At 72.5% G+C, this 15,259-nt stretch carries 15 protein-coding genes; 2 read left to right on the forward strand and 13 right to left on the reverse strand.

Annotated elements, in window-relative coordinates; genetic code table 11:
- Nucleotides 1-57: 57 nt before the first annotated feature.
- The 9 genes from AB5J51_RS19185 to AB5J51_RS19225 all read right to left on the reverse strand — a co-directional run bounded on the left by AB5J51_RS19185 (nucleotide 58) and on the right by AB5J51_RS19225 (nucleotide 8,057).
- Nucleotides 58-462, reverse strand: a complete 405-nt coding sequence (locus AB5J51_RS19185; protein WP_030299240.1) for a GNAT family N-acetyltransferase — start codon at nucleotides 460-462, stop codon at nucleotides 58-60.
- Nucleotides 449-1,756 (reverse strand): adenylosuccinate lyase, encoded by a 1,308-nt coding sequence (gene purB, locus AB5J51_RS19190; RefSeq protein WP_369778142.1) that lies wholly within the window; start codon nucleotides 1,754-1,756, stop codon nucleotides 449-451. The genes AB5J51_RS19185 and purB overlap by 14 nt, the downstream gene beginning before the upstream one ends.
- 131 nt (nucleotides 1,757-1,887) lie before the next feature.
- Entirely contained in the window at nucleotides 1,888-3,927 is a 2,040-nt protein-coding gene (locus AB5J51_RS19195; RefSeq protein ID WP_078987491.1) for a BTAD domain-containing putative transcriptional regulator, read from the reverse strand.
- 64 nt (nucleotides 3,928-3,991) lie between these two features.
- Entirely contained in the window at nucleotides 3,992-4,315 is a 324-nt protein-coding gene (locus tag AB5J51_RS19200; protein WP_133897347.1) for a PqqD family protein, read from the reverse strand.
- The gene (locus AB5J51_RS19205; RefSeq protein ID WP_136224694.1) at nucleotides 4,315-5,097 is read right to left on the reverse strand and encodes a hypothetical protein; all 783 of its coding nucleotides are present in this window, start codon (nucleotides 5,095-5,097) and stop codon (nucleotides 4,315-4,317) included. The genes AB5J51_RS19200 and AB5J51_RS19205 overlap by 1 nt, the downstream gene beginning before the upstream one ends.
- Nucleotides 5,098-5,698: 601 nt before the next feature.
- On the reverse strand, nucleotides 5,699-6,229 hold the full coding sequence (locus AB5J51_RS19210; RefSeq protein ID WP_053787787.1) for a DUF5956 family protein: 531 nt from the start codon (nucleotides 6,227-6,229) through the stop codon (nucleotides 5,699-5,701).
- A 32-nt stretch (nucleotides 6,230-6,261) separates the two neighbouring features.
- The gene (codA, locus tag AB5J51_RS19215; protein ID WP_279592238.1) at nucleotides 6,262-7,557 is read right to left on the reverse strand and encodes a cytosine deaminase; all 1,296 of its coding nucleotides are present in this window, start codon (nucleotides 7,555-7,557) and stop codon (nucleotides 6,262-6,264) included.
- A gap of 78 nt (nucleotides 7,558-7,635) precedes the next feature.
- The gene (locus AB5J51_RS19220) at nucleotides 7,636-7,803 is read right to left on the reverse strand and encodes a hypothetical protein (protein ID WP_158710036.1); all 168 of its coding nucleotides are present in this window, start codon (nucleotides 7,801-7,803) and stop codon (nucleotides 7,636-7,638) included.
- Between the two features lie 89 nt (nucleotides 7,804-7,892).
- Entirely contained in the window at nucleotides 7,893-8,057 is a 165-nt protein-coding gene (locus tag AB5J51_RS19225; RefSeq protein WP_159047224.1) for a hypothetical protein, read from the reverse strand.
- Nucleotides 8,058-8,159: 102 nt separating this feature from the next.
- On the opposite strand from AB5J51_RS19225, the gene AB5J51_RS19230 reads away from it, so the two are divergent.
- Nucleotides 8,160-9,953: a prolyl oligopeptidase family serine peptidase gene (locus AB5J51_RS19230; RefSeq protein WP_136224696.1), complete on the forward strand. Its 1,794-nt coding sequence runs from the start codon at nucleotides 8,160-8,162 to the stop codon at nucleotides 9,951-9,953.
- A 55-nt stretch (nucleotides 9,954-10,008) separates the two neighbouring features.
- Nucleotides 10,009-10,821, forward strand: a complete 813-nt coding sequence (locus tag AB5J51_RS19235) for an SURF1 family protein (protein WP_369778143.1) — start codon at nucleotides 10,009-10,011, stop codon at nucleotides 10,819-10,821.
- On the opposite strand, the gene AB5J51_RS19240 is transcribed toward AB5J51_RS19235, so the two are convergent.
- The 4 genes from AB5J51_RS19240 to AB5J51_RS19255 all read right to left on the reverse strand — a co-directional run bounded on the left by AB5J51_RS19240 (nucleotide 10,793) and on the right by AB5J51_RS19255 (nucleotide 15,203).
- A complete protein-coding gene (locus AB5J51_RS19240) occupies nucleotides 10,793-11,893 on the reverse strand; it encodes a hypothetical protein (RefSeq protein ID WP_133897351.1) in 1,101 nt (366 codons plus the stop codon). The genes AB5J51_RS19235 and AB5J51_RS19240 overlap by 29 nt on opposite strands.
- Entirely contained in the window at nucleotides 11,890-12,684 is a 795-nt protein-coding gene (locus tag AB5J51_RS19245; protein WP_369778144.1) for a SigE family RNA polymerase sigma factor, read from the reverse strand. Before AB5J51_RS19245 ends, AB5J51_RS19240 begins: the two co-directional genes overlap by 4 nt.
- A 171-nt stretch (nucleotides 12,685-12,855) precedes the next feature.
- A complete protein-coding gene (locus AB5J51_RS19250; RefSeq protein ID WP_369778145.1) occupies nucleotides 12,856-13,932 on the reverse strand; it encodes an aspartate-semialdehyde dehydrogenase in 1,077 nt (358 codons plus the stop codon).
- Entirely contained in the window at nucleotides 13,929-15,203 is a 1,275-nt protein-coding gene (locus AB5J51_RS19255; RefSeq protein ID WP_030299221.1) for an aspartate kinase, read from the reverse strand. The genes AB5J51_RS19250 and AB5J51_RS19255 overlap by 4 nt, the downstream gene beginning before the upstream one ends.
- Between the last annotated feature and the right edge of the window lie 56 nt (nucleotides 15,204-15,259).

A 15,259-nucleotide genomic window follows, 5' to 3' on the forward strand; every position in this document is an offset into this window, starting at 1 on the left:
GTCATTCGACGGCGGTTCGGGATCGGGGAAGGACGGCCGACCCCGCGGGGCCCGGGTTCAGCCGAGCGCATCGAGGGTCCATGCGGACTCGTGGCGGGTGAACCCGATGTGGGGGTAGTACGCGACGGCGGCCGGCGCCGAGAGCAGCACGAGCTTGGCCTGCGGCGCGGCCTCTCGGGTGGCCCGGATCAGGTCCCGGCCCACGCCGCGCCGCTGGAACTCGGCGTCGACGGCGATGTCGCTCAGGTACGTGACGTACGAGCCGTCGGTGATCGAGCGCGCGATGCCGATGAGCCGGCCGTCGAGGCGCGCCGTGATCACGAGGTTGGCGCCGGCGAGCATCCGGGTGAACCGCTCGACGTCCTCGACGGGACGGCGTTCCCCGAGGGTGGACGCGCGGTACAGGGCGGTGACTTCGGTGACGTCGAGGCTGGCACCGACGACGGGCTCACACTTCCACATGGTCCTGCAGCTCCTTGCTCAGTTCGATCAGTCGGGATTTCAGGTGGTCGCGGTTGCCGAGGAACCGCCGCGGGTCCATTTGCTCACCGGTGACGTCCACGCCGCGGGAGCCGAGGCCCTCGGCGAGGCTCGTGCCGGTCTCCCACGCCTCGGTGGCCGCGGCCTGGACCAGCCGGTAGGCCTCCTCGCGGTCCCGGCCCCGGTCGACCAGGTCCAGGAACACCTCGGAGCTGTAGACCAGGCCCCGGGTGGCGTCGATGTTGCGCGCCATGCGCTCGGGGAACACCCGCAGCCCGCGCAGCAGCCCGGCGGCCGAGACGAGCTGGTAGTGGGCCACGGTCAGGCTGTCGGGCAGGATGACGCGCTCCACGGAGGAGTGCGCGAGGTCCCGCTCGTGCCACAGCGCGACGTTCTCGTAGGCCGCGCCGGCGTGGGAGCGCAGGATCCGGGCGAGGCCGCACAGCCGCTCGCTCGTCGTCGGGTTGCGCTTGTGGGGCATCGCGCTCGACCCCTGGTAGGCGCTGGTGCGCGGCTCGTCGACCTCGCCGACCTCGGTGCGCTGCAGCATCCGCATCTCGAGGGCGAACTGCTCGACGACGGCCCCCGTCACGGCGAGCGCGGAGAGCAGCTCGGCATGCCGGTCGCGCGCCACCACCTGGGTCGGCATCGGCTCTACGCCGAGCCCGAGTTGCCCGCAGACCCACTCCTCGACGTACGGGGAGATGTGCGCGTACGTGCCCACGGGCCCGGAGACGGTGCCCACGGCGACGGCGGCGCGGGCCGCGGTCAGCCGGGCGATGCTGCGGTGCAGGGCGAAGGCGTGCACGGCGAGCTTCTGGCCGAACGTGGTGGGCTCGGCGTGGATGCCGTGGGTGCGGGCGATGCACACCGTGTCCCAGTGCTCCAGGGCGCGCTCCACGAGCAGTTCGGCGAACGTACGGGCGGCGTTCAGCACGAGGTCGCAACTGCGCGCCAGGATGTGTCCGAGAGAGGTGTCGACGAGGTCGTAGCTCGTCATCCCGTGGTGCACCCACCGGGCGGAGGCGGCGGGCATCGTCTCCGTGTAGGCCGCGAGGAACGCGAGGATCTCGTGGTCGCGGGTGAGCTCCAGCTCCCGGATGCGGGCGACGGCGGGGACGGGGGCGCGGCGGATGTCGTCCAGGCTGCCCTGGTCCACGACGCCCAGTTCGACCTGGGCCGTGGTCGCGAGCACTTCGACGCGCGTCCAGGTTTCGTACTTGTGCTCCTCGGTCCAGAGCGCGGCCATCTCCGGAGTGGAATAGCGTTCGATCAAGGTCGGTTCTCCTCGGATCTCCCCGTGGGCCGGGAACCGAGGGGTGACACACCTCGGGCGGCCGGGCGGGGGACGGGACGTGGGGGGTGTGGGGATCGTGTGGGGCGGGTCGTGTCGTGGGGTCGTGGGGCTCAGGCGGTGAAGCCGAGCTCCGGTGGCAGGGCGGCAGCGGGAAAGGCGGCTCCGGCTCCGGCGCGTACGGCCGGTCCGGTCCCGGGCGACGCAGTGGCCCGCAGCGGGACCAGCGCTCCGGCCGGCCTCGTGTACCAGGCGGCCAGTGCGTTCTGCACCGCGCCGTGCCGGCTCTGCATCGAGTCCACGTCGAACGTGAGCTCCCGCGCGTACAGCCGGACGAGCGGGTGGTACGAGAAGCGCACCCCGCTGCCCTTGACGAAGTCGGCGTCCAGCAGGTGCTGCGCGGTCAGCCGCTCGAGGGTCTCCTCCGCGCGGTCGTCCGGCAGGCCCAGCGCGGCCGCGGCCACCCGTACCGGGAACGAGGCCATCTCCAGCAGGCTGAGCAGCCGGAACGCCCTCCGCTCGGGGGCGTCCAGGGCGGCGTAGCCGACCGCCAGGCTCTCGCGGACGCCGAGGTCGCCGACCACCAGCTCGTCGAGCCTCCTGCGGTCCGACTCCAGTCGCCGGGCGAGCGTCTCCAGGCGCCAGTGCGGCCGCTCCAGCAGGCGCGCGCCGACGATCCGGATGGCCAGGGGCAGCCGCCCGCAGTACCGCACCAGGTCCTGTGCGGCCCCCTCCTCGGCCGCCACCCGCTCGCGGCCGACGATCCGGGCCAGGATCTCGCGGGACTCCTCCGCTGACAGCAGCCCGAGGCGTACGTGCCGGGTGCCGCCCAGGGTGGACAGCATCTCCAGGCTGGTCACCACGGCCGCGCAGGTCGGCGAGGCCGGCAGCAGCGGCCGTACCTGGGCCTCGTCGCGCGCCCCGTCCAGCACGATCAGCACCCGCCGGTGGGAGAGCAGCCCCCGGTACAGGGCCACCCGTTCGGCGAACTCCGCGGGCACCGCGCCGGGGGCGACCCCGAGCGCGCGCACCAGCTCGCCCAGCACGTCCGCCGGCTCGCGGAAGCCGTCCCCGCGCTGGAGTTCGACGTACAGCTGGCCGTCGGGGAAGACGGGGCTGACGGCGTGGGCGACCCGGACCGCCATGGTGGTCTTGCCGACCCCGGCGGCCCCGTACAGGTTGAGCGTCTGCGGGACGGTGCGCTCCGCGCCGTCCCGGGAGACGTCCCGCAGCCGCTGGATCAGCTCGGCCTCGATGCCGGGCCGGGCGAACTCGGCGAGGCGCGGCGGGAGGGTGTACGGGGAGGCCGCAGGCTCGGCGGCGCCGGCGACCCGGCGCGGGCCCCCGCCGCCACCGCCGTTGCCGCTCCCGCTGCCGGCCGGGGCGCGCGGCGCCGGATCCGGCTCGCCGTCGGACCGGGCGGCGGGCCCGGCGAGGATCTGCCGGTGGGCGGCGCGGAGTTCCTCGCCGGGTTCCACGCCGAGCTCCTCCGACAGCAGGCGCCGGGCCTCCTGGTACGTGGCGAGGGCCTCGCCCTGCCGCCCCGCCTTGTACAGGGCCGTCATCAGCCGGCCCCACGCGCTTTCCCTGAAAGGGTGTTCGGATACGAGGGCCCTGAGCCGGGGCAGGACCTCGGCGCAGCGCCCCACGGCCATTTCGGCGTCGGCCCAGCTTTCCGTGGCATTCAACCAGCGTTCGAGCAAGGCCGCCCCGTCGCCCTGGTGGAGGTATTCCGAGGGGATGTCGACGAGCGGGGTGCCATTGGTCTGCTCCAACGCCGACCGGAACAGCCCGGCGCGTTCGGCCGGTTCGGCGCTGAGTTCCGCCTTGTGCAGGAGGAGATTGAACCGGTCGAGGTCGAGCCGCTCGCCGTCGATCGCGATCGCGTAGCCGGAAGCCCGGCTGACGACCACGTCGGCGCCCAGCACCTTGCGCAGGCGGGCGATGTACCCCTGGAGCGTCTTGCGTGCGGTCAGCGGGGGTTCGCCGCCCCACAGCTGCTGGATGAGCTCCTCCGCGGTGAGGGTGCGGTTGGCGCGGAGCAGCAGGGCCGCCAGCACGACCCGGTGTTTCGCCTGAGGAATCTCTAATAACTCGCCGTTCCGCCGTACGGTCAGCGGACCGAATACATCGAACTGGAGATCGTCCAGCATGTGATGCCCCCGAAATTTCAAACCCACGGGCAAATGTGCAGGAGGCGGTGGCCCCTTGTGGAATTCAGCTCCGAGAATCGCCTTGCGCAATGTTCAGGACATCGTGCTGCGCGAGTTCCGTGAAGAGCTCGACGATGTCCTGCACCACGGATTCCTGATCGATCTCGTATTCCTCGGCGATCAGCGCGGCGATATCGCGCACGGTGCGCTTTCCGTCGATCTGCCTCCAGATGTGGGCGGCGGACGCGGTCAGCTCGAAGAAGTGCTCGTACCCGCCGACCACCGTCGTACCGCGGTGGTTGCGGATCTTCACGTTCAGCGGGAGCGAGGCCACCGAACCGGGCCCTACCTGCAGGTTCTTATCGAGCGGAGTTTCGTCGAGCGGCATCAGACCGACACCTCCATGGAGATCCGCTGGCAGACGGCGATGGTCTCCTCGACCCACTTCTGCGGGTTGTCCGGGTCGAAGGAGCGCATCGTCTCGATGGCCCAGTACGCGTCGAACGGCAGCAGCGCGGGGTTGAGGATCTCCATCCGCCGGGCCCGCCACTTCGGCCACAGGCTGCCGAACTGGCCGAGGCTCGCCTGGAGCGCGTCGACGGCGTGGTTGAAGGCGTTCTTGGCTGCGATGACCGCGCTGTACAGGTCGCCCCGGGCGATCTGGCCGGCCGCGTCCTCGGTGTAACTGTCCGCCTGCTTGAGCGAGTTCACGATCAGCACCGACCGGTGGGCCGAGGCCGCGAGCCGCTCGCGGGTGGCCGCCAGCCAGGCGCCGTCATCGGCGGCGGCGGCGTACGGGAGCCGCTCCAGCATGGCGATCTCGTGGTAGCTCAGGGTGCGCCAGGTGCCCTGGTCGTCGGCGAACTGCTCCCGGGAGACCTTCGAGAGGACCTGCTCCAGCTGGGACGACGTCCAGTACTCGATGTCCCATCGGCGGCCGTCCACGAACGTGCCCTCGTACTGGAGCGTGTTCGGCTCCAGGGCGACGTGGTTGGTCTCGTCGATCGTGCTGACCCAGACGTCCTTGGTGACCACGTGGACGTCGAGGTCGCTGGTGGGGTTGCCCCAGCCTCTGATCAGGGAGCCGCTCGCGAACACCGTCTCGTACTCGTCCGGAAGCAGGTTGCGGCTCCCTAACGCAGCGATTACCCCGGAGGTGTCATACGTCATGAGGCACGGCCCTTCCCCGTCTCGGCCCGCCGCGACCGAGATCATCGGCCGGCGGCGCGCTCTGGTTCCACTTGGGTCGCCGCCACGGAGTCCGAACGGGCGGCGCGCCTCGGAATGGTGATCTCCGATCCCGAGGCCAATTCCGGCACACCCGAAAAATCGGCTGGCCATTTTTGGACTCTAGCAATGATCGTTAACGCCGCGGCAGTCCGAATGATGCGACGTCAGTCACATTACACAACTCTTGAACTTCCTTGCAGGCCAGCATATTGACGCTTCTTCAGCCTCGTCCAGAAGCAACTCGTGGCGAGAATTGGACTTTACACGGCAGGCGCCATGAGGTCTGTAAGGACAACATCAGGAATGCGGTACGGGCCCCACGACCCGCCGCAATCCGCGGGCGCACGGTGGAAAACGGCTCCGCCGCGGCCGCTGCGGCGGCGCCGCGGCGGGCCCCGCGCAGGCACGGGCGGCGCACGGACGCGCGCAGGTTCTCGCCACCGGTGGCGAGGATTCCGCGGGCGAAATCAGCAGGCGATGCGATCCAGGCCTAAGGGCTGTCCCGTGATCCCTGCGCCCGCCGGGGATCACGGGACAGCCCTTACGTGCCGCTCCCGGATCCGGCGGCCAGGGCGGCGAGTTCGGCCCGGGTCAGCGCGAGGAACTCGGCCGAGGCCCGGACCTCCACCCCGCGTTCCTCCGCCACCGCCCGGAGGTGGTCGAGGACCGCCCCGACCGTGGGGAGGGAGCCGGGCGGGCGCAGCAGCCACAGGCGGCCCGGCGGCCGGTGCGGGAGGCCGAGCTCCGTGAGCACCTCCTCCGCCTCCCAGTCGAGGTCGTGCAGGTCGCGCTCGGCGAGCGGGGCGGCCTCCACGGCGGTGATGTGCCCGTGGCCGTCCAGCCGGGTCTCCACCGCCCAGTGCGTGGAGCGGTCCGGGATCCAGGTCCGGGCCGCCGGCGGCCACACGTACGGGAGGAACACCCACAGCATGTCCTCGGGCGCGGGCTCCCAGCCGAGCACCTCCAGCTCCCGGACCTCGGGCAGCCGGTCCGGCTCCTGCTCGCTGCGGCCGGTGCGGCGCAGCGCGAGCGGGTGCGGTGTTCCGTCCTCGTCCCACGAGTCCCACGACATGCGCGCAGGCTACCGCCGGCGGGGGCGCGGGCCTACGACCGGCGGAAGTCGACCTCCGACGGAGGCTCCCCCGGCCAGTTCAGCCGGGTCGGCGCCGGCCGCGTCTCGGCGAGGACCGTCCCGTGCGAGACGACGTACCGCGGCCGGACCTGGCGGCGGAGCGCCTCGGCGGGGGTCTCGGCCGGCAGCAGCACGAAGGAGGCGGGCGCGCCCTCCGCGATGCCGTACTCCGCCCCGGACAGGCCCAGCACCCGCGCCGCACGCTCCGTCACCATCTCGAAGGCCACCGGGATCTCCTCCGCTCCCGTGAGCTGCGCCGCGTACAGCCCGACGAGGGCGGTCTGGAGCGGGTTGCCGGTGCCGAGCGCGTTCCACGGGTCCATCACGTCGTCGTGGCCGAAGGCCACGTTGACTCCGGCGGCCAGCATCTCCTTGACCTGGGTGAGGCCGCGCCTGCGGGGGTAGCCGTCGAAACGCCCCTGGAGGTTGAGGTTCGCGAACGGGTTGGAGACCAGGTTGATCCCGGAGCGCGACAGCAGCCGCTGGAGTTTGAAGCTGTACGCGCCGCCGTAGGAGCCCATCGCCGTCGTGTGCGAGGCCGTCGCCCGCTCCCGCAGCCCGGTGCGCAGCGCGAGCGCGGCCAGCACCTCCACGAACCGGGACTGCTCGTCGTCGATCTCGTCGCAGTGGGCGTCCACGCGCAGCCCGCGCTCCTCGGCCACGGCGAAGGCGATGCCCAGCGACGCCACTCCGTCCTCGCGGGTGTCCTCGAAGTGCGGGATCGCCCCGACGACGTCGGCCCCGCGTGCGACGGCCTCGCGCAGCAGCGCCTCGCCGTCCGGGAAGGAGACGATGCCCTCCTGCGGGAAGGCGACGATCTGCAGGGTCAGGAACTCCCGGACCCGGTCGCGGACCTCCAGCAGCGCGTCCAGCGCGGTCAGCCCCGGGTCGGTGACGTCGCAGTGCGTCCGTACGTGCAGCACCCCCTGGGCCGCCTGCCAGCGCAGCACCTCCGTCGCCCGGGCGACGACGTCCTCGCGGGTCAGGGTCTGCTTGCGCTCGCTCCAGCAGGCGATGCCCTCCCACAGCGTCCCGGAGGCGTTCGGGCGCGGCTCGCCCGCGGTCAGGGCCGTGTCCAGGTGGATGTGCGGCTCGACGAAGGGCGGCGACAGCAGTCCGCCGTGCGCCTCGATCAGCACGCCGGTGGCCGGCGGCTCCTTCTGGTCGTCGTACGGGACCACCCGCGCGATCCGGCCGTCCTCGGCGACCTCGACGTCGTACAGGCCGTCACTGTGCAGCAGCCGGGCGCCCCGGACGATCATCCGCATGCGGCCACCCTACGACCGTGGCCCGTGGTTTCCGGGGAAACCACAGGCCACGACCGGTGAATCGGCAACGGCAGCGGCTCAGCCGCGCTTGGCCTGGGCCTTCTGCTGCATGCCCCTCGTCTTCGCCGCGACGGACTGCACGTCTCTGACCGCGGCTTTGGCGCGCGCCTCGGCCGCCGTGTTCTTCGCCCGCTCGTGCGCGCGCTCCGCCGCCTGCGCCGTGCCGGTACGAGCCTTCCTGGCCATGATCACTCCTCCTCGGGACACGCCGGAGGGCCTACGCCCTCCACTGTCCCCCCGTTCGCAGGAGGCGGCATCCGGGGCGGGGGCCAGGGTCAGCCGCGCCCGCCCTTACGGCGCTGCTCGCGCATCCGGTCTTCCTTCATGGCCTCCGTCTGGGCCTGTCGGACGTCCTCGATCAGCTGCGCCGGCTTCTGCGGGGTCCCGGACTCCGACGACCGAAGGTTCTCCTGAGTCGACTCCTTGCGCTTCTTCGCCATGATCGCTCCTCACTGGAAAACGGCTGGGTGGGACCCCGCCCACGCTGCCGCCTCCGGCCCTTCACGACCATCCGACAGTGCCAATCGGGTTACATGGGGGGTATGACTGACAACACGGCCATGCCGGACTGGGAGAAGCGCTTCCGGGCGCCGCGCGTCGGGTTGCCCGACTGGGCCGAGGACGCACCGGACCGCTCTCTCTTCGTCTCGAACGCCACCGGGACCTACGAGCTCTACGCCTGGGACCGCGCCACCGGCACGCAGCGGCAGGCCACCGACCGCCCCAACGGGACCACCGACGGAACCCTCTCGCCCGACGGCGAGTGGATCTGGTGGTTCTCCGACACCGACGGCGACGAGTTCGGCACCTGGGTGCGCCAGCCCTTCGCGGGCGGCCCCGACGAGCCGGCCACCCCCGGGCTGGAGCCCTCGTACCCCGGCGGGCTCGCCATCGGGCGCGACGGGACCTCGGTCGTCGGCCGCTCCACCGACGAGGACGGTTCGACCATCCACGTGGTGCGTCCGGACGCCGCCGAGCCCGTGGTGATCTACCGGCACCGGGAGTCGGCCGGCGTCGGCGACCTCTCCCGCGACGGCACCCTGATCGCGATCGAGCACACCGAGCACGGGGACGCCATGCACTCGGCCCTGCGCGTGGTCACCCTCGACGGCGCCACGGTCGCCGAGCTCGACGACTCCCGCGGCGGCACGGTGGAGCTGGGCCTGGAGGTGCTCGGCTTCGCGCCGGTCGCCGGCGACACCAGGCTGCTGGTCGGCCACCAGCGGCGCGGCCGCTGGGAGCCGATGGTCTGGGACGTGGCCACCGGCGCCGAGCAGGACCTGGCGATCGAGCTGCCGGGCGACGTGAGCGCCGAGTGGTACCCGGACGGCTCCGCACTGCTGATCGCGCACAGCTTCGAGGCGCGCAGCGAGCTCTGGCGCTACGACCTGGCCGCGCAGGAGCTCGCCCGGGTGGAGACCCCGCCCGGCACGGTCTCGGGTGCGACGGCCCGGCCCGACGGCACGGTCGAGTACCAGTGGTCCTCGGCGGCCGAGCCCGCTTCCGTACGCTCCACGGCGGGCGGGGTCGTCCTGGACCCGCCGGGGTTCCGGCCGCCCGGCTCGGTGCCGGTGGAGGACGTGTGGGTGGACGGCCCCGGCGGGCGGATCCACGCCCTGGCGCAGCGGCCCGTGGGCCACGGCGACGGCCCCTTCCCGACGATCTTCGAGGTGCACGGCGGCCCCACCCACCACGACAGCGACTCCTTCGCGGCGACCCCGGCGGCCTGGCTGGACCACGGCTTCGCGGTGGTCCGGGTCAACTACCGGGGCTCGACGGGCTACGGCCGCGAGTGGACCGACGCCCTCAAGCACCGCGTCGGCCTGATCGAGCTCGAGGACATCACGGCCGTCCGGGAGTGGGCGGTGGCCTCCGGCCTCGCCGACCCGGCGCGCCTGGTGCTCTCCGGCGGCTCCTGGGGCGGCTACCTGGCCCTGCTGGGCCTGGGCGTGCAGCCCGAGGCCTGGGCCGTGGGCCTGGCCGCCGTGCCCGTCGCCGACTACGTCACGGCGTACCACGACGAGATGGAGGCGCTGAAGTCCCTGGACCGCACCCTCTTCGGCGGCACGCCGGAGGAGGTCCCGGACCGCTTCGAGGCGTCCTCCCCGCTCACGTACGTCGACGCGGTGAAGGCCCCCGTCCACATCGCGGCGGGCGTCAACGACCCGCGCTGCCCGATCCGGCAGATCGAGAACTACGTCGACCGGCTGGCGGCGCGCGGGGCGGTGCACGAGGTGTACCGGTACGACGCCGGGCACGGCTCGCTCGTCGTGGAGGAGCGGATCAAGCAGGTCCGGATGGAGCTGGAGTTCGTGCAGAAGCACCTGCCGCGGTAAGGCGTGACCCGGCCCCGGCCCCGGTGATCCGGTGCACCCCCCGTACGGTGGTGGGGTGCACCGGTTTCTCCTGACCCCGCGGTGGTGGGGGATCAACGTCTTCGTCGCGCTCGCCGTCCCCGTCTGCCTTTTCATGGGGACCTGGCAGCTCGGCCGGTTCGAGGACCGCGTCGACAGTCACAAGGAGGCGGCAGGGGCACGCCCCGCCGACCAGGCGGCCGCGCCGCTGGACTCCCTGCTCCCGGTGGACAAGAAGACCTCCGGACGGCTCGCCTCCGTGTCCGGCGAGTACGCCGACCAGCTGCTGGTCCCCGAGCGCCGGCTCGACGGGAAGTCCGGCTTCTACGTGCTGACCCTGCTGCGGACCGACACCGGCAAGGCCGTCCCCGTGGTCCGGGGCTGGCTGCCGGGCGCGGCGGACGCGGCCCGGGCTCCGGCCGCCCCGACCGGGCGGGTCGAGGTGACGGGCGCGCTCCAGGCCTCGGAGAGCGCAGGCAGCAAGGGCGTGTACGCCTCGGGCGGACTCCCGGCCGGGCAGCTCGGGGTGATCGGGGCGGCCTCGCTGGTCAACCTCGTGCCGTACGGGCTGTACGACGCCTGGCTGACGGTGCAGACCCCGGCGGACGGGCTGACCCCGGTGCCCGCGCAGGCGCCGAGCAACACCGGACTCGACCTGAAGGCCTTCCAGAACCTCGGCTACACCGGCGAGTGGTTCGTCTTCGCCGCCTTCGTGCTGTTCATGTGGTTCCGGCTCTACCGGCGCGAGGTGGAGACCCTGCGCGACGCCGAGGCGGGGCTGCTGCCGGAGCCTGCCGAGCGTTCGACGGAGCCCGCCCCCGCTAGGGCTTCGGCGCGTCCAGCGGAATGACGCCCGTCCGGTAGACCGTCCCCCCGCACGCCGCGGGGATCTTCGTCTGCGTGGTCGGCGCCCCCGGCAGCGCCGTGTTCGGCGTGTGGGTCACCTCCACCCCGGTGTCCGGGGCGGTACGGCCGGTGTCCGGCTCCGGGCCGGCCGCCGCGGCGGTGTCCGGGGCGCGCTGCCCGGTGTCCTGGGCGCCGTCCACCGGGGGCTTGGGGCCCGGGTCGGGCGAGGCCGCCGGGCAGGACTGCGCCGAGGGCACCCACGCGAAGCGGACCTCGTACGCCGTGTGCGGCTGGAGCAGCAGCAGCGGCGTCTCCGCCGACGGATCGGGCAGCCCGGCCGCCGGATCCCCCGCCGTGTGGCCGACCACGCTGACCCCCGAGCCCTGGCCGGGCGCCGAGGCCGTCACCGAAGCCGCGGTCACGGTGTCCGGGCCGACGACGGTGCAGCCGCGCGCCGAGACGTTGGTGACCTTGAAGCTGCCGTACACCTTGCCGTCGGCCTCCGGGGCCTTGGCGCTGCCCTGCACGCCGAGCTGCTCCGCGCTGCACCCGGGCAGTCCGGTCGCCGCCGCCGGGGGCATCGGGCCGGTGCCGGCCGAGGCGCCCGCCGAGGCTCCCGCGGTGGCCGGGCCTTCCGTACCGCCGCCGGTCGGGGACCCGCCGTACTCCTGGTCCTGGTGCACGCCGGCGCCGCCCGTCTCCACGCCCTTGCCGGCGGCCTCGGCGGACTTGGACGGGGATCCCGGGCCGTTCTGGTGCGGGTCGGAGGTGCTGCCGCCCGCCGTGGCGCCGGGCTCCTCGCCGTGCCCGGCCATGGCGGAGTGGTCGGCCGCGCTGCCCTCGCCGCCGGTGATGTGCAGGTGCAGCGCCGCCGGGATCGCCGTCCCGGCCAGCAGCACGGCCGCCGCCGCCCCGACGAGGGCCTGCCGCTTGCGGGTCCTGCGCACGGGGACGGCGTACCGCAGCCGCTCGAGCGCGCCCTCGGAGGGCTCCAGTCCCTCAACGGCCCCGCGCAGCAGGCTCCGCAGCGCCTGCTCCTCGCCCGCCCCGCCCGGCGGGGTGTGGTCGTCCATCATGACTGCGCAGCCTCCATCGCCACCCGCAGCGCGGCAATGCCCCGCGATCCGTACGCCTTGACCGAGCCGAGCGAGACGCCGAGCGTCTCCGCGACCTGGGCCTCCGTCATGTCCGCGAAGTACCGCAGCACCAGCACCTCGCGCTGACGCCGCTGGAGTCCGCGCATCGCCTTGATGAGATCGTCCCGTTCCAGCTGGTCGTACGCGCCCTCTTCGGCACTGGCCATGTCCGGCATCGGCTTCGAGAGCAGCTTCAGGCCGAGGATGCGGCGGCGCAGCGCGGAGCGCGAGAGGTTGACGACGGTCTGGCGCAGATACGCCAGTGTCTTGTCCCGATCGCGAACCCGGTTGCGGGCCGAGTGGACGCGGATGAACGCCTCCTGGACGACGTCCTCGCAGGAGGCGGTGTCGTCGAGGAGCAGCGCGGCCAGGCCGAGCAGCGAGCGGTAGTGGGCCTGGTAGGTCTCGGTGAGGTGGTCGACCGTGGTGCCGGCGACGACGGCCGGCTCGGCGGCGACCGCCTCGGCCGCGACCGCCGCGGCAGCGGCCTGCTCGGTGGGGGCGGACGCCTCCTCCCCGCTCCCCGCGGCCTCCGCGCTATCGCGGGGCGCGGGCACGCGGCCGCCCCGGATCGGTACGGCGGAGGGTGCGGCGAGCGGCGGCACCGCGGACTGCGGGACGGGAACGATCACCGGGTAGCCGCCGGACGCGGGCACACGGAGACGCCGGCGCGGCGCACTGATTGCGCTGCGCGCCGGTACGACGGCGAAGTCGAGAAGTGCCTCTGCCACGCCAGTTGGACACGCGTCCCCCCACCAGGGTTGTACGCGCGAGGCAGCCTCACCAGCAAAATCCCTCTTGCCCTCATGCGTACCCGCTCTTCCCGATTGCCCTGCCCGTCTCCAGGCGGCAGTCAGGCCATCACCTTGATCAAGGGATCAGCACTGATCCTACAAAGTGAATTACGCGAATTCACCAGCGATCAGTTCCGCGATCTGAGTGGCATTCAGGGCGGCACCGTTGCGGAGATTGTCGGCGCACACGAAGAACTCCAGGGAGCGCGGATCGTCGAGCGAGGCCCGCAGCCGCCCCACCCACGCCGGATCCGTCCCCGCCGCGTCCACCGGAGTCGGGAACTCCCCCGCCGCCGGGTCGTCCACGACGACCACGCCGGGCGCGGCCTCCAGGACCTCCCGGGCGCGGGAGGCGTCCACCTCGGCCTCGAACCGCGCCCGGACGCTCAGCGAGTGCCCGGTCAGCACCGGCACCTGTACGCAGGTCACCGCCACCGGCAGCGCGTCCAGGTGCAGGACCCGGCGGGTCTGTGCCCGTACGGCCAGCTCGTGCGAGGACCAGCCGCCGTCCCGCAGCTCGCCGGACCACGGGACCACGTTCAGGGCGAGCGGAGCCGCGAAGGGGCCTGCGTCCTCGCCCACGGCGCGGCGCACGTCCCCGGTCTGCTCCCCCAGGGAGGTCCCGGCGACGAGCGACAGCTGGCGGCGCAGCGCCTCGGAGCCGGCCCGGCCGGCCGCGCTCGCGGCCTGGTACGAGGACACGGTCAGGTCGGCCAGCGCGTACTCGGCGTGCAGCGCGCCCAGGGCCGCGATCATCGAGGCGGTGACGCAGTCCGGGCTCGCGACGATCCCGCGCGGCCGCGTCCGTACGTTCTGCGCATTGACCTCGGGCACCACGAGCGGCACCTCCGGGTCCTCCCGGAAGGCCGCGGACTGGTCGACGGCGACGGCCCCGCGCGTGACGACGACGGGGGCCCAGCGTGCCGAGACCTCGGCCGGGGTCAGGAACAGCACCACGTCGCCCTGCCCGAAGCCGTCGAAGGCGTCCTCGGTGAGGGCGAGCACCTCGCTCTCCTCGCCGCGCACGGCCAGCGTGCGGCCGGCCGAGCGCGGGGAGGCGATCAGGCGTATGTCGCCCCAGACGTCCGCCCGCTGGGACAGGATCTGGAGCACCACGGAGCCGACTGCTCCGGTCGCCCCGACCACGGCGAGCGCCGGAGCCGGGGTCGACCGGGTCGTGGTCATCGTCCGGTGCCTCCGTAGACGACGGCCTCGTCGCTGTCGGAGTCGAGGCCGAAGGCCGTGTGCACGGCGCGGACGGCCTCGTTGACGTCGTCCTGGCGGGTCACGACCGAGATGCGGATCTCGGAGGTCGAGATCAGCTCGATGTTCACGCCCGCGTCGGACAGCGCCTGGAAGAACGAGGCGGTGACGCCCGGGTTCGTCTTCATGCCCGCGCCGACCAGGGAGATCTTGCCGATCTGGTCGTCGTAGCGCAGGGAGTCGAAGCCGATCTTGCCCTTCGCCTTCTCCAGGGCCTCGATGGCCTTGTGGCCCTCGGCCTTGGGGAGGGTGAAGGAGATGTCCGTCAGACCCGTGGACGCAGCGGACACGTTCTGCACGATCATGTCGATGTTGATCTCGGCGTCCGCGATGGCGCGGAAGATCGCCGCGGCCTCGCCCGGCTTGTCCGGGACGCCGACGACCGTGATCTTGGCTTCGGAGACGTCGTGAGCGACTCCGGAGATGATGGCGTGCTCCACCTGCTCGTCCCCTTGCGGATTCTCGTTGCTGACCCAGGTGCCCGGCAGTCCCGAGAAGGACGAGCGGACGTGGATCGGGATGTTGTATCGGCGTGCGTACTCGACACAGCGGTGCAGAAGCACCTTGGAACCGGAGGCGGCGAGCTCCAGCATGTCCTCGGAGGAGATCCAGTCGATCTTCCGGGCCTTCTTCACGACGCGGGGGTCCGCGGTGAAGACGCCGTCGACGTCGGTGTAGATCTCGCAGACCTCGGCGTCCAGCGCCGCGGCGAGCGCGACGGCGGTCGTGTCCGAGCCGCCACGGCCGAGGGTGGTGATGTCCTTGCTGTCCGCCGACACGCCCTGGAAGCCGGCGACGATGGCGATGTTGCCCTCGTCCAGCGCAGTGCGGATCCGGCCCGGCGTGACATCGATGATGCGCGCTTTGTTGTGGACCGAGTCGGTGATGACGCCTGCCTGGCTGCCGGTGAACGACTGGGCCTCGTGGCCCAGGTTTTTGATCGCCATGGCCAGCAGGGCCATGGAGATACGCTCTCCGGCGGTCAGCAGCATGTCGAATTCGCGCCCGGCAGGCATCGGGGATACCTGCTCGGCGAGATCGATCAGCTCGTCCGTCGTGTCGCCCATCGCGGAAACCACGACGACCACCTGGTGGCCGTTCTTCTTGGCATCCACGATCCGCTTGGCGACGCGCTTGATGCCTTCGGCATCGGCTACGGAGGAGCCTCCGTACTTCTGCACGACAAGGCCCACGTGCGCTCCTCGCTCAGTCCGTCTCATTGCTGGTGCAGTGTAACGAGCGGCCGCGA

The organism is Streptomyces sp. R33 (genome assembly GCF_041200175.1).
In the GTDB taxonomy this organism is placed as follows: domain Bacteria; phylum Actinomycetota; class Actinomycetes; order Streptomycetales; family Streptomycetaceae; genus Streptomyces; species Streptomyces katrae_B.